Genomic DNA, 19374 nt, shown 5'->3' with positions numbered 1-19374 from the left:
GAATTATATGGCAAAAGAATCAACCGGTCAGGATCGCAATTTTGACGATCTGGCCAAACGGTTTAAAAAAAATATCTACGGTGGATTAAAAGGCGATATTCGCCTTGCAGTACTAGAGCGCGATTGTGCGGCGCATATCCCGGTTGTACCTTTTACTGCATCTACTGGGTGTTGGACAATTCTGGATGCTGGTGGGGGGCAAGGGCAGTTTTCACTGCAATTGGCGCAAGCCGGGCACAAGGTTGTGATTTGCGATATATCGGCGGAAATGCTCAAGCTCGCGCAAGAGAAAGTTGATCAATTAGGATTGGCGGAGCGAGTGCAATTGGTTCATTGCGCGCTACAGGATTTGCCGCAACATTTGCCTGACGACCAGCATCAATTTGATTTTGTGATTTGCCATGCAGTGATGGAATGGATGCAGGAACCGCATTCCTTACTGCCTTGTTTGCTCAGATATCTCAAGCCGCAGGGATATTTATCGCTCACCTTTTATAATATTCATTCCTTGATTTACAAAAATTTACTGCGCACCAATTTTAAGAAAATCATCAACAAGGATTACAGTGGTTCAGCAGGAAGTTTGACGCCGATAAATCCGCTGGACCCACAGCAGGTATTAGGGTGGATTGGTGATTTGCAATTGCAGTTGCTTAGTCACAGCGGAATTCGTGTGTTTCACGATTATATTTTTAATGAAGAGCATCGCGCGCGTGAACCTCAAACGTTGCTGCAGCTGGAATTGGAGTTTTCGCAACAAGAACCCTATCGCTCGCTGGGGCGCTATGTTCACCTTTTGTTGCGCAACTGATATTAGTGTTTGATTTTTTCAAGCAACAGATCGCGCGCCTGATTTATTTTTGCGGCGAGGTAATCATTGCCGCCACGATCAGGATGGAGTTTTTGGATCAGCCGGCGATGTGCATCCTGAATCATCGCTTCGGTAATTTCGCCTTTGTCGATTGCTCCCGACAGGCCCAAGACTTCCAGTGCCTCCTGGATTGGCATGGGCACCACAGGGTGCTGGGGTGGCGGAGGTTCGTCAGCCTGATTGTGTTGTGCATTTTTGCGCTGCAACCAGAGTGGCAATAGTTGGCTAACCAAGCCGTAGGCGTTGCGGAGAAAAGGCAGTAAAGCGCCCAAAGCAGCGCCAATCCAATGCATTTTTCCAGTGACAACCAACAAAATCAGAATACCGAGGAATACGCCAGTGCCCATACGCCATAACGCTTTACGTTTTTGCACTGGATCCATTTTTTTATAGCGGGCACTGCCAATAATAATGCACGTCACTATGACCGCAAATAATAGAATTTTGAGCATAACGCCTCCAGTAAATAGATCGCCATTATAGGCACAAGCCCTGTCAGTCGATAGCCTCATTTTTGTGCTCTCCGGTGATCTTGGCTATGCTTGACGTAATCAGTTTGTATCAATAAAGGTGTAGGCCAAATGGGGCGCGACATTAAAACAACTATGGCTCTACCAATATTGTCCTGGAGTGGACGAACACTACTGGTGTGCGTCTGCACATTGCTCCTCGCTTGTGGTGGCGGTGGCGGCGGATCATCCGGGTTTATGCAGGCGAGCAGTAAACCTGCATCTTCAGCAGGCAGTTCAATGGGGCTTTCCGATGCAAGTTCATCGCCAATATCCTCGTCAATCGCATCTACCCCCGGTTCATCAATAGCGAGCTCATCAGCTGCGAGTTCTTCTCTGCCTGATTTGATCACTCTAAGTGGCAAAGTGACCTATGATTTTGTCCCGCACAACGATAATCAATTTGGTTTGAACTATTCGGCTACAAAAGTAAGTGCCGGGCGTGGATTGGTGGTTGAATTGCTCGATAGCAATAACCTGATTCTGGCTACTACCAATAGCGATAATCTTGGTAATTACAGTTTTACCGTTGAAAACAATAAGCTCGTGAAGGTGCGTGTAAAGGCGCAGCTCTTGCACACCCAATCGCCAGCCTGGAATTTCAAAGTGACTGACAACTCTGATGGTAATAGTCTTTACGTAATGGATGGAAGTTTGGTGGCAGCGAGTAATGCAACTGCAGTGCGCAATTTGCATGCGGCCTCTGGATGGACTGGTACTGGTTATACACAAACACGTGTTGCTGCACCCTTTGCAATATTGGATTCAGTTTTGCTTGGTGTTGAAAAGGTTATGGCGGCGGGGAATGACATTGATTTTCCCTCGCTGGAGCTGCGTTGGAGCCCTAAGAATAAAGCCGCTGATGGTGATTTGGAGTTGGGTGAAATCGGCACCAGTTTTTATAGCGGATCTGCGATTTATATTTTAGGTGATGAAAACAACGATACAGATGAATACGATCGCCATGTTATTTTGCATGAGTGGGGGCATTATCTTGAGAGTGATTTTTCTCGCTCGGATAGTGTTGGTGGTGACCATGTATATGGCGATAAATTAGATATGCGTGTCGCTATGTCGGAAGGTTTTGCCAACGCATTTTCAGCGATGATGCTGGATGACCCCAATTATCGCGATGCTAGTGGTCTGCAACAAGCGGATGGCTTTACGAATAATGTCAGCCGTAAAAATCATACGGTGCGTGGTTGGTATTCAGAGGCATCAGTGCAGTCAGTACTTTACAATTTTTACACTAGCAATAATGGAAAAGCGGCACGGGATTTTACCGACATCTTTAAAACATTGAATTCGACGGGCTACGCTAACAACACCGCAATGACGTCGATTTATGTGTTTGCTGATACATTGCGCAACCTTGTCCCAACGCAGATTACCAATTTTAATACGCTCTTGCTGGAACAAAATATCGAAACTACCGATGCATTCGGTGTAGATGAAAGTAACAGCGGTGGCTACACCGGTAGCTTGCCAATTTATAAACCTCTACCGTTAAACAATAGTCCTGTAAATGTATGCAGTACCAATCGTTTTGGTGCCTATAACAAACTGGCGGTTGCGCAATTCCTGTTGTTGGAAGTGGCATCTTCCGGTACTTATCAAATCAGTGTTCAAGAGGGAATTGATGATTCCGGCGATTCTGACCCGGATGTGTATCTCTATCGCCGCGGTAATCTGCTGGATTTCGCTGAAGGGACACAGATTGATCAGGAGAGTTTATCTCGATTTTTGTCGGTAGGAACCTATGTCCTTGAAATTGTCGATGACAGGGCGATGGACGTAGAGAATACAGATGAAATTACTGCCTGTTTTGACGTGCGCGCGCTGCGCCTCAACTAAAGTGGAGGCTTGAATTGTGAATAAGATGTCAGTTAGTTACCTGGAATTTATCGCTGCAATCATTATTTTTGCCTGCATTGTGATTTTAAGTACGCGAGAAAAAACAACGGACGCTCCCGAGCAATCACAGCCGAATGCTAAAAATGCAGCTATAAGCTCGTCTGTTAACGAAAAAAATCTACATTTAAAATACAGTGAGCATCAACAACACAAGCGTACAAAACCCGGTGCCGCAGTCAGTTTAAAAAATAGCGAGCCACTCTATGCTACTGTTCCCGGCGTGTATGAATACCAGTTGCAATTATTGTCGCCCAACCATGAAGGTAAAATGACGGTAGATGTATCGACCAGCGATGGACTTGCGATTGTTTCCTCCGCGCATCATTTTGAATTTGAGTTACACGAGGGTGGTGAATATGGGGTGCCACTGACAATCAACGCCAATGCCGAAGGGCGCTTTTATATTCAGCTGCATATAACGATTACAGCTGATGGGCAGAAGTCCTCGCGTGTTATCGCTGCTATTTTGCAGGTGGGTGAACCTGGTGTGAAAGCGCAAAAAGCCTCGACAAAGGGAGCAGGGCAAGAAGTAGAGACAGTTATTTCCCTGCCCGCACAGGAGACTATTTCACCACGCTAATTCATTGCGGCAGCCGCTTTGTTTATAATGGCCAGCCCAGTGACTGGCCATTTGCGTTTTAATGAGGAAATTTTATGTCAAGCCAACGATTGCCCGCTGAATGGGAACCACAAGATGCCGTCATGTTGACCTGGCCGCATAAAAACTCTCCTTGGGATTGGATTCTGGATGACGTTGTTGAGCTCTATGAAGCATTGGCGACGGTAATTTGTGATTATGCCGACGTTATTATCGCTGTGCCTGAAACCCAGGTAGATGAAGTCCGCGCCCGTCTTGAAGCTATGGGGGCACCCCTGGAATATATTCATCTTTATCCCTGCGCGAGTAATGACAGCTGGGCGCGCGACCACGGTCCATTAACGGTTGAAACGCCTGATGGATATAAACTATTGGATTTCCAATTTAATGGTTGGGGAAATAAGTTCCCCCATGATCTGGATGATCAAATTTCCCGCCAACTATTCGCGCAAAATGCGTTTCCGTACGCGACGATCGAACCTCAGGATTGGGTACTTGAGGGTGGGTCTGTTGAGACAGATGGGCAGGGTACTTTGCTGACCACTTCATCCTGCCTGCTCAATAAAAATCGCAATCCCAATTTATCAAAGGCGGATATTGAAGCACGTTTAATGTCTGCGTTTGGTGTGCAAAAAATTAATTGGTTGGATCATGGTTATCTCGCAGGGGACGATACCGATGGCCATATTGATACGCTTGCGCGTTTATGCCCCAATAATACAATTGTCTATACCGCGTGCGATGATGAGCAAGATGAGCATTACGGCGAACTCAAAAAAATGGAAGCTCAGTTGCAATCCTTTACGAATGCACAGGGTGAGCCTTATCGATTACTTCCATTGCCTTGGGCGGGAGAAGTGTTAGGTGATGAGAGTGATGAGCGCCTCCCATCAACCTATGCAAATTTTTTAATTATCAATGAGGCGGTGCTGGTTCCTATTTATGGTTTGCCGATGGATGAAGATGCATTGGAAGTGGTATCACAAGCGTTTCCTGGTTATGAAATTTTTGGCATTCCCTGTTTATCCTTGATAGAGCAGGGCGGAAGTTTACACTGCATTACCATGCAAATTCCTGAAGGTGTGCGGGAGCAAATTTGATGCAAAATTCTGTCGTGAAAACCTTACAAGTGGGTTTTGTGCAACAATCCTGTACTGCAGATACCGCTGCTAATTTTGCAAAAACTATTGCTCAGATTAGTATTGCTGCCGGGCAGGGCGCAAAGTTGGTGGTGTTGCAAGAGCTGCATCGCGGATTGTATTTTTGCCAGCAGGAAATTGCTGCGCATTTTGATTTGGCGGAAACAATTCCGGGGCCGAGTACTCAAGCTTTGGGTACGCTCGCGCAAGAATTGGATATCGTTATTGTTGCGTCAGTATTTGAAAAGCGCGCTGTGGGCCTGCATCATAATACGGCTGTGGTTATCGAGCGCGACGGCAGTATCGCGGGAAAGTATCGCAAAATGCATATTCCCGATGACCCTGGGTATTACGAGAAATTTTATTTTACGCCGGGTGATTTGGGATTTCAGCCAATCCAGACATCAGTTGGTAAATTGGGAATCCTGGTGTGTTGGGATCAGTGGTTTCCTGAGGCTGCACGTTTAATGGCAATGGCTGGAGCAGAGTTATTAATTTATCCAACGGCAATTGGGTGGAGTCCTAACGAAGCTGCGGATGAAAAAGTGCGTCAGCGTGACGCATGGATTACGGTACAACGCGCCCATGCAATTGCCAATGGTCTGCCAGTCATTAGCGTCAATCGCGTAGGTCATGAACCTGATCCAGCAGGTGGCGCTGGCTTGAATTTTTGGGGTAGCAGTTTTGTTGCCGGTCCCCAGGGTGAATTTTTGTTGTGTGCAAGTGTTGATCAGGGAGAGACCGCGGTAGTTGCAATTGATCTGCTACGCAGCGAACAGGTGCGACGCATGTGGCCTTATTTGCGCGATAGGCGAATTGATCACTATAGTGATTTGGTAAAGATCTATCGTGATTGATATTGATGAAAGGCCGTGATTTTTCACGGCTTTTTTTGGGGGATTACATAAAAAATAGTTTCTGGTTATGGTGGATTACTTCGGCTAGACTTGATCCGGCATATCTATTAATACTTTTGAACAAAAGCACTGTTTATGGATTCTCCTGCATCTCCTTCCGATTTTGTTGCACTCTCCTGTCCGCTTGGCGATGCTCCCTGCCAATTTTTGCAGGAGCTGCAAACCTTGCGAGAAGAGGTGTGTTTACTGAAAGAGCAAGTACGTACCGATGCGCTAACAGGGCTTTATAATTTTCGTTTTTTCTCCGATGCCTTGCCGTTAGAAATGGAGCGTGCAAGCCGTTCGTTTCAACCGCTATCACTCATCATTTTGGATATAGATCATTTCAAAGGTTTTAATGACTGCTGGGGCCATGAGTTGGGGAATAGAGCTCTGTCCCATATCGCCCAATTAATTGGATTGACTGTTCGGAAATTGGATTTTGCCTGTCGTTTTGGTGGTGAAGAATTTGTGATTTTGTTACCAAATACTGACCTACGGCAGGCAATGAGTGTTGCTCAGCGGTTGCGTGAAATCATTGCAATCACTCCCTTGGTGCACGAGCAAGAGTTAATCACTATAACGTCGAGTTTGGGTGTAGATGAATACCGGGGTAGTCACAGTGATAGCCCTGAAGGCTTTATCGAGCGTGTAGACGCCTGGTTGTATCAGGCCAAACATGCTGGCCGCAATTGCGTGAAAGGCCCTGTTATTGAGTCGGCGGATGTCAAAACTACCGTAACAACTGAGGAGAAAGATGCACTCTTTGGTGCGTTTGGATCAGATGAATGATTTCGCAGTTTGGATCTTTATTATTTTGTTCTGTAGTAAAGTCTGAACTGATCGAGGAGTCTTGATAAGGCGTAAAGTTTTATCTTAATTCCCAATAATTTATACACAACATAGTCGAAGGTTCACAAGCGAATGACGTTTCCCAAGATTGGCAATCTCGCCCCAACATTCACCCTGAAGAATCAGACAGGGCTTGATGTTGCGCTAAAAAATTACAAAGGTAAAAAGAATGTGGTCTTGTACTTTTATCCTAAAGCTTCAACGCCAGGATGTACGGTTCAAGCCTGCGGTATCAGGGATACGTATGCAGAATTTGATGCATTAGATACGGTAGTGTTGGGGGTTAGCCCAGATGCACCATCAAAATTGCAAAAATTCATTGATAAGTACGATTTGAATTTTGATTTATTATCGGACGAAGACAACGCGTTGGCAGAAAAATACGGTGTCTGGGGGCTCAAGAAATTTATGGGGCGCGAATTCATGGGGATATTGCGTACTAGTTTTATTATCGACAAAGACGGGCGCTTGAAACATATCCTCGATAATGTCAATACCAAGACCCATGATCAAGAAGTACTCAGTATTTTGCGTAATGGCATTTAAACCGTCTTTAATATAATTTCTTGTGATAAAAAACTTCTGTTTTGATTGGAAATTATACGCATTTCTCTTTGATTCAAAAATAGTTCGTCTATAATCCCTATTAGCTGAGTGTAATTTGAAAAAATCATGGATGGTGCTTGAAAATTTGGTAACTTGTGCTTTTACCAAGGAAAAACACTCCTGATTGATTTCATAAACGCCCTTAATTGGCAAAGGAGACGCCTGGATGATCCAATTACAGCGAATTTACCGTAACAGCGAACATTTTTCTGAAAATTCCTTTGAAGGGTCTGAGGTCAGATCTTATGCGGAATATCTTGCTATGGCTGATATTCCTAAATTTGAAGGGGTTTCGGCCCGAGTGATCGATGCTCTGAAGCAGAGAGTCGGCCGCGATGATTTGTCTATTGATCGAATTGCTGAGGACTTAAAGCTGTCGAAAAGGACCTTGCAACGTCGATTGCAGCAGCAGAGCGCGAATTTTGCACAGCTGCGTGATGTCTTGCGTTTTCATTATGCGATCAAGTATTTGATTGATGAGCATATGAGCGTTGATACTGTTTCGAAGGCCTTGGATTTTTCTGATCGCACTAGTTTCACTAATGCGTTTAAGCGGTGGACCAGCTTGTCACCCAGCGTTTTTAGAAAGTTATTCCGCGATTACGCGTAGTTTTCTTGCTCCCAGCCAACGACCTCGTTCGATTAAAGAGTGCTAATTGCCTGTGTCTTTCAAAACAGGTACAGTTAGCGCTCTTTATTCTACGAGGTTAGTTTCATGAGTTTCTTTATAGCATCCGCAATGGCTCAGGCTCAAACGGCACCGGCGCCACAGAGTAATCCTATGATTACTTTATTGATGTTTGGTGGCATGTTCCTGTTCATGTATCTGCTGATTATTCGTCCTCAACGTAAGCGTCAAAAAGAGCATCAGAATCTGGTTTCAGCTCTGGCGAAAGGCGATGAGGTGATAATGACCAGTGGCATGCTGGGTAAGATTCTCAAAGTTGACGATAACTATGTTGTCATCGAAACGGGAAATAACGTAGAGCTCAAATTCCAAAAAGTAGCTGTGCACGCAGTACTTCCAAAAGGCACCATCAAATCTATTGATGCCGCCTAGGAGTTAAGAAACCAGAAAGGGGCTTAGGCCCCTTTTTTATTGCCCTGACTACCCATCCTTATAATTATTCCGGAGTCTTTATGGAGCTTATTCATCACTATGTAGCCTTGTTAAATGGCTTGGTCTGGGGTGTGCCCATGCTAATCCTGATTCTCGGTACGGGGTTGTTTTTGATGGTGGCGCTAAAGGGAATGCCATTGCTACGGATTTTGATGGGATTCCGTTTAATGTGGGGTGGTAGGGTTAAAGGGGATGCCGATACTGGTGATGTGAGCCCCTTCCAGGCATTGATGACGTGTCTTTCTGCCACTGTGGGTACAGGGAATATTGCGGGTGTTGCTACGGCCATTTTTTTGGGTGGTCCGGGCGCTTTGTTTTGGATGTGGTGTACGGCACTTGTAGGTATGGCCACCAAATATTCGGAGATAGTATTGGCGGTGCATTATCGCGAGAAGGATGAGCGCGGTGAATACATCGGTGGCCCCATGTATGCCATCAAAAATGGTTTAGATAAGTCTTGGGCATGGTTGGGCTTTGCGTTTGCTATCTTTGGTGGTTTGGCCGGTTTTGGTATTGGCAATATGGTGCAGTCCAACAGTATGGCTGAAGTCATGGAGTCATCTTTTCACATTGAGCGTTGGGTTACTGGTTTGGTGACGACGATTATTGTGGCATTGGTCATTTTAGGCGGCATTAAACGCATTGCGAAAGTGTCCGCTTCGCTGGTGCCATTTATGTGTGTCGGTTATGTGGTGATGTCCCTTGTTGTATTGGGAATATATATTGATCGTGTACCTGATGCCTTTGTGCTGATCTTCACCAGTGCTTTCACTCCTTCTGCTGCAACTGGCGGATTTGCTGGTGCTGCAGTGATGATGGCGATGCAGTATGGTGTTGCTCGCGGCATTTTTTCCAATGAGGCTGGTCTTGGCACAGCGGGTATCGCCCAAGCTGCCGGGACAACAAATAGCCCCGTGCGTTCAGGTTTGATAGGGATGATTGGTACTTTTATCGACACTATTATTATTTGTAGTATGACGGGGCTGGCAATTATTTGTTCTGGTGTTTGGACTAGTGGTGTAAAGGGTGCAACTTTATCGACTGCTGCGTTTGAGTCTGCGCTACCGGGTATTGGTGGTTACTTGGTGGCAATAGCCTTGTTGATTTTTACCTTTACAACAATTTTGGGTTGGAGCTATTACGGTGAAAAATGCTGGATATATTTGGCTGGCCGTAAAACAGTATTGCCTTTCCGAATCCTTTGGGTGTTGGCTGTATTTGGTGGTGCAGTGTTTCAGTTAGATTTTGTGTGGTTGTTGGCGGATACGCTAAACGCACTTATGGCGCTTCCCAATTTGGTTGCGTTGCTGTTGTTGAGCCCTGTGGTGTTGAGATTAACGAAAGACTATTTTGATAAAAATAAATTGTGATTCAAATAGCGCTAAATAGTCACAGGCAATTTGTCGGGCGTGGCAGTCCGGCAATTTTGCTGGCGATTTTAGCGGGGCTGGGGGGGAAAAGTTGTAGTAAATAAATACTTTTTCCTTTTTCTGGGTCAAGTTTTTTTTCGGTATATTTTACAAGTGCGCGCATCGCTGGCGACAATTCAAATTCCCGATAGAACTCTTGCAGCAGATAAATAATCTCCCAGTGTTCAGGTGTGAGTGAAATATTTTCTTGTGCTGCAAGTGCCTCGGCTGCTTCCTTATCCCAGTCATTAAGGTTGATCAGGTAGCCATCTTTATCTAACGCAATAATGCGCCCGTCTATATTTAGCTGCATATCAATACCAGCTTTGCACGCAGCGATGATCGAGCGTCAATTGCACGAATGTGTTGTAGTCAATTAGCTCGATGTTCGGTGCCAGTTTTTCCTCCAATCCCCGGGCTTTTATATCATTTATCAATGCAAAAACTTTAACCCCACGTTGGATTAGCAGCTGTAACTCATCTGCCCCTGGAGCGGAAGTGATTGTTCCGAATACACCGTCTTCCAGTAGTAAAATCCCATCGCGCTCTGTGCATACCTTAAGGCAAGAGAATAGGGTGTTGTGTGCAAAAGGTGATTTGTTAACGGTATGCAGAATGCTCATATTAAAAACTCAGGAGTTGATCCTGCTGGTTTAGCAGGTGTCCTATGTCCTTATTGTTTAACAGTTGTAAGTCATCAACGACTAGTTCATCAGTTCTTATTGTTCTTGCATCTAAAGATTCTTGATGTACATAAATATTCTCTATTCCGTATAAAGCTAGCGCAGACAGTATAGAGGAGATATTTTTTTGATCTATATTTTGGCTTTTTTGGCTTTTCAGTAGCTGAAAAACGCCATCGTCCATAAATAGAATTCCTATGTCCTGATCGTAGACAGAGGCTGCCAGTGCGATATCGATCGCTTCTCTTGCAGTGCTTTTGCCATAGGGAGCTTGTCGGCTAATCAGTAACATTTTCTTGTTCATGCCAGTTAACCAAAGCTAATTAATCTATCAGATACGACGGCGGCTTCGACCAATTGCCCCAAGCCGCTAATTGTGAACTCACTGGCGAGATTGTGTGAAGGCTTGTCGTAGCGTTTAGCTTCAGCTTCATCGAGGATTCCTCGTCGCAAAGCAGCCGCTACACATACAACTAAATCCAGTTTGTGATCATTCGCCAAGCGCTGCCATGCTTCCTGTAAATTAAATTCATCTTGAGGAGGCGCTGCCAGATTGGTCGCATTATGAACTCCATCCTGATAAAAAAATACACGGTGTACGCTGTGTCCTTGGAGCAGGGCCGCCAATGCAAACTGATAAGCACTGTGGCTTGCTTGTGATGAATAGGGGGCAGCATAAACCGCTAGTGAAAAAATCATGATTAAGATGAAGCCCAAAAAATAAGGCTCCGCGAAGGGAGCCTTGGGTGAACGTCTGGATAATCTTACTCGTCGCTGGTAACGCCAAGTAAATGTAGCAAGCTCGTAAATAGGTTCACAATAGAAAGAAACAGGCTGGTGGTCGCCATAATATAGTTTGTTTCGCCGCCGTGAATGATTTCGCTGGTTTGGTAGAGAATTAATGCGGACATTAATAAAACGATGCCAGCAGAGAACGCTAATTGCAAACCGGAAAACTGGTAGCCAAAAAATGATGCACCTAACAAGAATACCATTACCGCGAGCATTACCATCATGCCAACGGCAACAAATCCACCGAGGAAATTGAAGCTTTTACGAGTAGTTAATACGTAAGCGGATAGTCCAACGAAAACGATTGCGGTTCCCGCAAGCGCTTGCATGATAATTGCCGAACCATTCGCCATACTGAGATAGCGATTAATGATTGGGCCAAGGCCGGCACCAATCAAACCGGTAAATGCGAATACAACGAGCAGGCCGGTGGCTGAGTTGGCTGTGCGTGGGAGCACAAACCAGATAAGTGCCATCGCGATAAGGCTCATGATCAGTCCTGCACCGTGGCCAATGCCCATTGCCATAGATACTCCTGCTGCCAAGGCGCTAAATGCCAAGGTCAAACCCAGCAGCATATAAGTATTACGCAGGACTTTACTCGTCTCGGTCTGGCTTAGTGGCTGAGCTGTGTCAGTGCTATAAACTTCTTGCATAAAACCCTCCAATTAAAAATTACTGAAATAGTATTAAGTAGATTTGGGCGATAATACAAATAAGCAACCTCAAAGCCAAGCTATTACGATTTTACTTCTTATTTACGGGCTTTTAGTTGAGGTGGGCTTGCAGAGTTTGACCAGAGAAAGTGACCGGTGTTCACTGCGAAAAAGGTAAATAAAAGACCAATAAAAAAGGCGCTAGATGTTTTTCTAGCGCCTTTTGATTATGGCGGAAGGGCAGGGATTTGAACCCTGGGTAGGCTCGCACCTACGCCGGTTTTCAAGACCGGTGCATTAAACCACTCTGCCACCCTTCCGAGTGCGGGAAATTATACATAGCTTTTTTTATTGGGCAAGTGTAAAAAGTTATTTTTATAGCTGAATGTTGCACTTAATTTTTCCTAACCCTGATTACTGAGTATAAAAAAGCCGAATTGTTTCCAATTCGGCCATCTTATTTTTTGAATTAAGATTATTGCTCGGTAGTGCTGCGCTTATTCAGGCGCGGATCATTTGATGGCCTGGCCAGTGGGCGGGGGTTGTGGTCGACGCTTGGAGGCAAGCTGGTGTCCAGCGCACGCGATGCCTGACTTTCGATAGTTTCGGTAATAATGCTTACCTGGCTTACGGGTTTGGGCGCTTTGCGTGGATCATTGCTGGCTCTTGCCGGAGGGGCAAGATTCACTTCAGTAATAGTCTTTCTCTCGGATGTCTCAATCTCCACGTCAGTTGTAGCTGCAGCAGGCTCATTGACAATGGCTTCTGCGGTTACTGGTTCGGGAGCTGAAATGGCCTCAGGTGCAGCTTTATCCTCGCTTGTGGCAATTACAGTTGCGGCTTCGATTTGGGGTTCAATCGGTTTGGCAAATGTATCGACACCCGGCTCAGCGCTGCTTGTGTTTGAGGTTTCGGCAGCCGGTACATTTTCTTCTGCACCAGTTTCGGGCTCAACTTTGGTGGCTTGAGCTTGTTGAGCGTGTTCTGCGATAGCGGCAGAAATTTGTTGTGCCAGCTGTGCAGATTCGCTCAGCACTTTTGGTTCATCGGATACCGTTGGTGTGATCACTTCTTCCTCTTCGGTATTGAATGAAGTGTTTTCACCTTCTATACCCTCACCGCCATGGCGAGTGCGGCGACGTTGTTGCGAACGGGTGCGACGACCAGCAGGGCGCTTGGATGGGCGTTGATCATCCCCTTCTTCCTGGGTGTTGATTGCATCATTGTTGTTGATAGTTACTTCAGCAATAACCGCAGGCTCTTCTTTAATCGTTTGGCGGCGACTATTGTCACGCTCATTGCGTTGGTTGCGATTACGTGGTTGACGTGGTTCATCATCGCCAGCTTGTGAATCGCGTGGTTGCTGTTCGCGTTGTTGGTCACGATTGTTGCGCGGTCTGCGTTCATTGCTATCGCGAGTAAAGTTATCGCGTTTTTCGCCGTCTCTACCGCTTTCGCGTTTTTCTTGCTCGCGCGCAGGTTTTGCTTCGCCGGCTGGACGGTGATCCAGATTGTCGATAATTTCACGGTCTTCTTTGCGATCTTTGTCGCGACGGTTATTGCGGCCATCGCGACGGTTATTGCGGCCTGAGTTGCGGCGAGTATCGCGTTTATGTTCACGCTTGCCTTTGCTCTCTTCGCTTTTCTCACCGCCAAAAATGCTGCTAATTGAACCAATCAGACGCGCTAACAAGCCGGGCTTTTTAACCGGCTCAGGTGCTGGCTGGCTTGGGCTGCTTGGTTGTACAAGTGGCTTGGGCGCATTGATGGGTTTTGCTTTGAAGTCTTCTTCGTCAGCTTTGGTTTCGTCAGTGTGCGCAACAATTTTATAGCTGGTTTCCAGAGTGCCTTCGTCGTCATCGCGCAAGCGTTGGACTTCAAAATGCGGTGTCATTAATTCGGCGCTAGGTACAATCACTACGCGGGTGTTGTTGCGGGATTCAATGCTGGAGATTGTTTTGCGTTTTTCATTCAAGAGGTAGGTGGCAACAGATACCGGGCAAATTGCGCGGATTTCTGCGCTGCGTTCTTTTTGCGCTTCATCTTCAACCAGGCGAAGAATTGATAGGGCAAGTGAGCGGGTGCCGCGAATGTTGCCTACACCATCACAGCGTGGGCAGATCTTGGAGTGGGTTTCGCCCAGTGATGGGCGCAGGCGTTGGCGTGACATTTCCATCAGGCCAAAGCGGGATATGCGGCCGATCTGTACGCGCGCCCTGTCCATCATCAATGCGTCGCGTACGCGGTTTTCAACTTCACGCTGGTTGCGTACGGGTTGCATATCGATAAAATCGATTACGATCAGGCCACCCATATCGCGCAAGCGCAATTGGCGTGCGATTTCATCCGCCGCCTCCAGATTGGTTTGCAGTGCGGTTTCTTCGATATCGCCGCCTTTGGTGGCGCGCGAGGAGTTGATGTCGATTGCAACCAAGGCTTCGGTCGCGTCGATAACAATTGAGCCGCCCGATGGCAATTTAACTTCGCGTTGGAATGCGGTCTCAATTTGAGACTCGATTTGGTAGCGGTTAAACAGGGGGATGTCGTCTTGATATAGCTTTACTTTGCTGCGGTAGTTCGGCATTACCTGCTGGATAAATCCTGCTGCAAGATCGAAAGCCTCCTTATTATCAACAATTACTTCACCGACGTCCTGACGTAAGTAATCGCGGATTGCGCGAATAATAACGTTACTTTCCTGGAATAAAAATGCAGGTGCGGGGGAGGTTTTTGCTGCTGTTGCTATGGATTCCCATAGTTGTAACAGATAGTTGAGGTCCCATTGCAATTCTTCGGAGCTGCGGCCAACACCGGCGGTGCGGATGATTACACCCATGCCGTTAGGGACTTCTACTTCGCCGAGGGCGTCTTTCAATTCGGCGCGGTCTTCGCCTTCAATGCGGCGGGAAATGCCGCCGGCTCTCGGGTTGTTGGGCATTAAGACCAAATAGCGGCCGGCAAGACTGATGAAGGTGGTGAGGGCGGCGCCTTTGTTGCCGCGCTCTTCTTTATCGATCTGCACGATGACTTCGGTGCCTTCTTTCAGCACATCTTTGATTTTTATGCGGCCGTCTGAATCGCCAGAGTTTTTGGTGAAGTATTCGCGAGAGATTTCTTTCAGTGGGAGGAAGCCATGACGCTCTGCGCCATAGTCAACAAACGCTGCTTCGAGGCTTGGTTCTACGCGTGTGATGCGGCCTTTATAAATGTTTGATTTCTTTTGTTCGCGGTTGCGGTTTTCAATGTCTAGGTCGTAAAGCCATTGTCCATCGACTAGCGCCACGCGCAACTCTTCAGGCTGAGTTGCATTGATGAGCATTCTTTTCATGTGTTACCTAATTGTTTGTGAGCGTCTGGCTGACGCGACAATCAAGGTGAACACGGCGATGTTTTGCGCAACCTTGTGGACTAATGCGCTACCCGATTGATGATGGGCTCGTACTAGCGGTTGGTGGGGTCTACCTGTTGGCTTGCGCAGTGTAATCGCTTTACAGCGGCTGCAATACTAGCCTTTAATAACCAGATGGCCCATTTGGCTCATTCATGTACACCGGAGTTTCCGGCTTTCCTATTTGTAGTGCTTATTGTGGTGCTCGGCCAAGGCGGTATTCCATCCTATTGCGGCCGGGTTGTTCATCTATTGATCTCGGTTGATCGAGCGACAGTGTGAAGATAATCGATCTTCAAATCGGCTTCTCAATCAGGCGGTTAGCTTTAACAGTCAAACCACAAGATTAAATTTGGCAACCTGCAAAATTAGCATCGGATAAAGTTGTGCATCGCATGCGACGCTGTTATCCGGAATTTACAAATAGAGCTTTCTTGAGTTCAGCAAAACAAAAACAGTGTTAACAATGAGTGCAACGTTGGTTGACGCGATTGTTAGGATAGTTGGCAAGCTTGGCTTGCGTTCTATCGTTGTCAGTGTCATCAAGAGCGGGAGCTTCATACATTAATAGTGTATTGAGGCAGGCGCTCCTGCTGTCAGCGGTATTTCCTAATGATGCGCCTGTCTTTTGCGCGCGATCCGGAAACCAGCCTGTATCAGCTGTCTGAATATAGCAGCTCTCCTCATATGCGGCAATTAAATCAGTGATTTACATAAGTTTTTAGCTCGTTAAATGGTGTGGCTGGTTCGGTTATCAGGTGGTATCGGGTATCATGGCGGCTATGAAAATATCCCCTGAAAATACATCTCAAACTATCGAATCCTCTCCATTTGCACAGGTGATGATCATTTCTATCGATGAAGATCAGGCTGGTCAGCGACTCGATAACTTCCTGATTGCACGTCTCAAAGGTGTGCCCAAATCGAAAATTTATAATGTGATTCGAAAGGGCGAAGTACGTGTTAATAAGGGAAGGATAAAGCCTGAATACAAATTAATGGCGGGCGACTCGGTCAGGGTTCCACCGATAAGGACTGCGGAGGCGGGGACTGAGGCTAAAGCGAGCCATCAAATGATGGCGCTGCTGGCCAGATCCATCCTGTTTGAGGATGATGGCCTATTGATTATCAACAAGCCGCCGGGCTTGGCAGTGCATGGCGGTAGCGGCATTACGCTCGGATTAATTGAGACGCTGCGCCAGATGCGCCCCGAAGCTCGTCATTTGGAGTTGGTGCACCGCCTTGATCGGGATACGTCTGGTTGCATTATGGTGGCTAAAAAACGTAGCTATTTGCGTCACTTACAAGCTGCGTTGCGCGACAAGTCTGCAGGTGCGGGGGGTATAACCAAGGTGTATCAGGCACTGGTGATTGGTGATTGGCCCAAACGCGCCCATCAGGTCAATGCGCCTTTGTTGAAAACAGAGGTGGCAGGTGGAGAGCGGGTGGTGCGGGTTCATCCCGAAGGTAAGCCAAGCTTGACTGAGTTTAAGTTGTTACAACGTTTTGATGGTTTTAGTTTGGTTGAGGCGCGGCCGATTACTGGCCGGACTCATCAAATTCGGGTGCATGCTCAGTACACAGGGTGTGCGCTAGTGGGTGATGAAAAGTATGGCAATGATGAGATCAATGAAGCAATGCGCGGGCAGGGTATAAAGCGTTTGTTTTTGCATGCCTCTGCGCTCTCGTTTTATTTGCCCGAGTCGGACGAGCTTACGCATGTTGATGCTCCCTTGCCGCCTGATTTGGCCATCCCTTTGGGAAAGTTGCTTGCGGTTAGTTAGCCTGTATTGTGGAGAGAGCAATTGCTGTTTATTTTTGATTGGGATGGCACCCTGAGTGATTCAAAGGCCAAAATTACCAAGGCTATGCAGCTTGCTGCGCAGGATATGGGGTGGGTGCCATTGGCTGATCATCATATTCACAACATTATTGGCCTTGGGTTGCCGGAGGCCATTCACCGTTTGTATCCCGAAGTTGATTTGTCTGGGCGTCAGCGTTTGCGCGATGCCTATGCAACCCATTTTTTGTCACTTGATGAGGTGCGTCCGTCCGATTTCTTTCCGGGTGTTATGGATACGTTGCACCGCCTTAAGGCTGATGGGCATACTTTGACTATTGCTACAGGGAAAAGCCGCAAGGGGCTCGATCGTATTTTCGGGGTGCTGGGTGTGGCTGATTTTTTTCATGCTACCCGTTGTGCCGATGAAACGGCATCCAAGCCTGATCCCTTGATGTTGGAAGAGTTATTGTGTGAATTTGGTGTGGCTGCGGGTGAAGCAGTAATGATTGGCGATACTGAATACGACATGGAAATGGCGCGCCGTATTCATATGCCGCGTATTGCAGTTAGCTACGGGGCACACCATGTTGACCGATTGCATAGCTATCAGCCGGAGTTGTGCCTGGATCGGTTTGATCAATTGCTTACATGGAAAAAATTGGCTGGCTGACTTAGTGGATCCACTCCTTCTGTGGCAAGCATCCGGGTAAGGGCAATTAGCGGCAGACCTATTAGCGTGTTTGGGTCATCGCCCGCAAGTTGCTCAAACAAGCAAATCCCCAATCCCTCCGATTTAAAACTACCGGCGCAATCGTAGGGTTGCTCGCGCTGTAAGTAGCTCTCTATCTGCTCATCAGACAGGTTGCGAAATCTGACTTTATAGCTCTCAACACTGGTTTGGGTGCGGTTTGTTGTCGCGTTGAATAGGCACAGGCCGGTCAAAAATGTGACTTCGCGTTGGCGAAAACTTCTGAGTTGCGCAACAGCATTTATATGTGTGTGGGGTTTGCCCAGTATGCAGTTGTCGAGTGTTGCGACTTGATCTGAGCCGATAATCAGGTGGTTTGGGTAAGTGCTTGCAAGGCGGTGAGCTTTGGCTTCGGCGAGCCTGTACACCAGTTGCGCGGGGCTCTCTTCCGGTTGATGGTTTTCATCTATATCTGGGCTTGCCCAGTCGAAGGCTAGTCCCAGTTTTTGTAGTAACTGGCGGCGATAGATAGAGCTTGAGGCAAGCAGTATTTTGGGGGGTGTCATGAAATGGCCGTAATTTATGGGTAGTGAAACGCTAAATAAGGGGGCGATTCTACTCCCAAGCCACTAAATAGCGCTATTTGACCAGTTTTTCTTTGACACCGCAGGGTGATATCCCTATTATGGCGCGCTTATGTTTAAGACCCCTTCTAACAAAGTTCTGCCTCGGCAGGGTGACCCACGAAAATTCGCCCAACACGGCGTCGTTTTGGAGGGTTATATTGCTGTTTCTGACCTCGCCCGTGTTACAGAGGCTACAGAAAGTTCAGGTGGAGAAGTTCAAGTAAAGCTTGAGTTCAAGATTAGTGAGGAAAAGAAAAAGGTTGTTGTTGGAACTGCGCATGCTGAATTGTCTTTGATTTGTCAGCGTTGCTTGGAGCCAGTGACAGTGCCTGTTCAAAGCGATATCTCACTCGGAATTGTATGGGACGAAGAGGGGGCAAATAAATTGCCGCCACACTTTGAGCCTTGGATTACGGGCGAGGGCATTACAGATCTCTACGATATGATCGAAGAGGAGCTGTTGTTAAGTTTACCTGCCGTTGCTTATCACGAAGAGCCTTGCATCGATAGCAAGCTTTATTCGAGTGGCAAACCGGTGGAAGTAAAAAGAGAGAAAAACCCATTTCAGGTGTTGGAACAATTAAAGAGCTCGCCGAAACCCTGAGGCGCCTCGGTTCCAACGAGTAAGTAAATAGGAGCAAACCATGGCAGTTCAACAAAACAAAAAATCTCGTTCCAAGCGCGACATGCGTCGTTCACACGATGCCCTGACCGGTCCAACCCTGTCAGTTGACGCTACCAGCGGTGAGAAACACCTGCGTCACCATGTGACTGCTGACGGTTTCTATCGCGGCCGTAAAGTGATTGACAAAGGCAGCGACGAGTAATTATTTACTCAAGACGA

At 46.9% G+C, this 19374-nt stretch carries 22 protein-coding genes and 1 tRNA gene; 14 read left to right on the top strand and 9 right to left on the bottom strand.

What is annotated here, in order from left to right:
* Positions 1-7: 7 nt before the first annotated feature.
* Positions 8-811, top strand: a complete 804-nt coding sequence (locus B4E62_RS14275) for a methyltransferase domain-containing protein (RefSeq protein ID WP_331352498.1) — start codon at positions 8-10, stop codon at positions 809-811.
* Positions 812-813: 2 nt separating this feature from the next.
* On the opposite strand, the gene B4E62_RS14270 is transcribed toward B4E62_RS14275, so the two are convergent.
* Positions 814-1323: a molecular chaperone DnaJ gene (locus tag B4E62_RS14270; RefSeq protein ID WP_331352497.1), complete on the bottom strand. Its 510-nt coding sequence runs from the start codon at positions 1321-1323 to the stop codon at positions 814-816.
* Between the two features lie 129 nt (positions 1324-1452).
* Between B4E62_RS14270 and B4E62_RS14265 the strand changes: the two genes are divergently transcribed.
* The 9 genes from B4E62_RS14265 (at position 1453) to B4E62_RS14225 (ending at position 9875) form a co-directional block, all read left to right on the top strand.
* Positions 1453-3234 (top strand): hypothetical protein, encoded by a 1782-nt coding sequence (locus B4E62_RS14265; protein ID WP_331352496.1) that lies wholly within the window; start codon positions 1453-1455, stop codon positions 3232-3234.
* Between the two features lie 16 nt (positions 3235-3250).
* The gene (locus tag B4E62_RS14260) at positions 3251-3874 is read left to right on the top strand and encodes a hypothetical protein (protein ID WP_310069953.1); all 624 of its coding nucleotides are present in this window, start codon (positions 3251-3253) and stop codon (positions 3872-3874) included.
* 74 nt (positions 3875-3948) lie between these two features.
* The gene (locus B4E62_RS14255; RefSeq protein WP_331352495.1) at positions 3949-4992 is read left to right on the top strand and encodes an agmatine deiminase family protein; all 1044 of its coding nucleotides are present in this window, start codon (positions 3949-3951) and stop codon (positions 4990-4992) included.
* Positions 4992-5888 carry a carbon-nitrogen hydrolase gene (locus B4E62_RS14250; RefSeq protein ID WP_331352494.1) on the top strand — a complete coding sequence of 299 codons (897 nt, stop codon included), beginning with the start codon at positions 4992-4994 and terminating at the stop codon, positions 5886-5888. The genes B4E62_RS14255 and B4E62_RS14250 overlap by 1 nt, the downstream gene beginning before the upstream one ends.
* 135 nt (positions 5889-6023) lie before the next feature.
* A complete protein-coding gene (locus tag B4E62_RS14245) occupies positions 6024-6719 on the top strand; it encodes a GGDEF domain-containing protein (protein WP_331352493.1) in 696 nt (231 codons plus the stop codon).
* A 132-nt stretch (positions 6720-6851) separates the two neighbouring features.
* A complete protein-coding gene (gene bcp, locus B4E62_RS14240; RefSeq protein ID WP_331352492.1) occupies positions 6852-7325 on the top strand; it encodes a thioredoxin-dependent thiol peroxidase in 474 nt (157 codons plus the stop codon).
* Between the two features lie 226 nt (positions 7326-7551).
* Positions 7552-7995, top strand: coding sequence for an AraC family transcriptional regulator (locus B4E62_RS14235; protein WP_310069968.1), 444 nt, complete (start codon positions 7552-7554; stop codon positions 7993-7995).
* A gap of 105 nt (positions 7996-8100) precedes the next feature.
* The gene (gene yajC, locus B4E62_RS14230; protein WP_310069973.1) at positions 8101-8445 is read left to right on the top strand and encodes a preprotein translocase subunit YajC; all 345 of its coding nucleotides are present in this window, start codon (positions 8101-8103) and stop codon (positions 8443-8445) included.
* Positions 8446-8525: 80 nt separating this feature from the next.
* Entirely contained in the window at positions 8526-9875 is a 1350-nt protein-coding gene (locus tag B4E62_RS14225; protein WP_331352491.1) for a sodium:alanine symporter family protein, read from the top strand.
* A 19-nt stretch (positions 9876-9894) separates the two neighbouring features.
* On the opposite strand, the gene B4E62_RS14220 is transcribed toward B4E62_RS14225, so the two are convergent.
* The 7 genes from B4E62_RS14220 to rne all read right to left on the bottom strand — a co-directional run bounded on the left by B4E62_RS14220 (position 9895) and on the right by rne (position 15373).
* A complete protein-coding gene (locus B4E62_RS14220; protein WP_331352490.1) occupies positions 9895-10227 on the bottom strand; it encodes a TusE/DsrC/DsvC family sulfur relay protein in 333 nt (110 codons plus the stop codon).
* A gap of 1 nt (position 10228) precedes the next feature.
* Entirely contained in the window at positions 10229-10537 is a 309-nt protein-coding gene (gene tusB / locus B4E62_RS14215) for a sulfurtransferase complex subunit TusB (RefSeq protein WP_310069983.1), read from the bottom strand.
* Position 10538: 1 nt separating this feature from the next.
* Positions 10539-10901, bottom strand: a complete 363-nt coding sequence (gene tusC, locus B4E62_RS14210; RefSeq protein ID WP_331352489.1) for a sulfurtransferase complex subunit TusC — start codon at positions 10899-10901, stop codon at positions 10539-10541.
* Between the two features lie 5 nt (positions 10902-10906).
* Positions 10907-11296, bottom strand: a complete 390-nt coding sequence (gene tusD / locus B4E62_RS14205; protein ID WP_310069988.1) for a sulfurtransferase complex subunit TusD — start codon at positions 11294-11296, stop codon at positions 10907-10909.
* A 65-nt stretch (positions 11297-11361) separates the two neighbouring features.
* Entirely contained in the window at positions 11362-12045 is a 684-nt protein-coding gene (locus B4E62_RS14200) for a Bax inhibitor-1/YccA family protein (RefSeq protein WP_331352488.1), read from the bottom strand.
* Positions 12046-12275: 230 nt separating this feature from the next.
* Positions 12276-12365, bottom strand: a tRNA-Ser gene (locus B4E62_RS14195).
* A gap of 155 nt (positions 12366-12520) precedes the next feature.
* Positions 12521-15373: a ribonuclease E gene (gene rne / locus B4E62_RS14190; protein WP_331352487.1), complete on the bottom strand. Its 2853-nt coding sequence runs from the start codon at positions 15371-15373 to the stop codon at positions 12521-12523.
* 842 nt (positions 15374-16215) lie between these two features.
* Between rne and rluC the strand changes: the two genes are divergently transcribed.
* Complete coding sequence (rluC, locus tag B4E62_RS14185; RefSeq protein WP_414633267.1) at positions 16216-17217, top strand: 23S rRNA pseudouridine(955/2504/2580) synthase RluC; 1002 nt, start codon at positions 16216-16218, stop codon at positions 17215-17217.
* A 21-nt stretch (positions 17218-17238) separates the two neighbouring features.
* Positions 17239-17886 (top strand): HAD-IA family hydrolase, encoded by a 648-nt coding sequence (locus tag B4E62_RS14180; protein ID WP_310069998.1) that lies wholly within the window; start codon positions 17239-17241, stop codon positions 17884-17886.
* Here B4E62_RS14180 and B4E62_RS14175 read toward each other — a convergent pair.
* Positions 17853-18470 carry a Maf family protein gene (locus B4E62_RS14175; RefSeq protein WP_310070001.1) on the bottom strand — a complete coding sequence of 206 codons (618 nt, stop codon included), beginning with the start codon at positions 18468-18470 and terminating at the stop codon, positions 17853-17855. The two genes, B4E62_RS14180 and B4E62_RS14175, sit on opposite strands and share 34 nt — an antisense overlap.
* Before the next feature lie 130 nt (positions 18471-18600).
* On the opposite strand from B4E62_RS14175, the gene B4E62_RS14170 reads away from it, so the two are divergent.
* Together B4E62_RS14170 and rpmF are read left to right on the top strand one after the other, a co-directional pair.
* Positions 18601-19134, top strand: coding sequence for a YceD family protein (locus B4E62_RS14170; protein ID WP_310070003.1), 534 nt, complete (start codon positions 18601-18603; stop codon positions 19132-19134).
* 40 nt (positions 19135-19174) lie between these two features.
* The gene (gene rpmF / locus B4E62_RS14165) at positions 19175-19357 is read left to right on the top strand and encodes a 50S ribosomal protein L32 (RefSeq protein ID WP_310070006.1); all 183 of its coding nucleotides are present in this window, start codon (positions 19175-19177) and stop codon (positions 19355-19357) included.
* Positions 19358-19374: the final 17 nt, after the last annotated feature.

This window comes from Cellvibrio sp. UBA7671 (assembly GCA_002483145.1).
GTDB lineage: Bacteria > Pseudomonadota > Gammaproteobacteria > Pseudomonadales > Cellvibrionaceae > Cellvibrio > Cellvibrio fibrivorans.
This window is presented reverse-complemented; position numbering and strand designations above follow the sequence as displayed.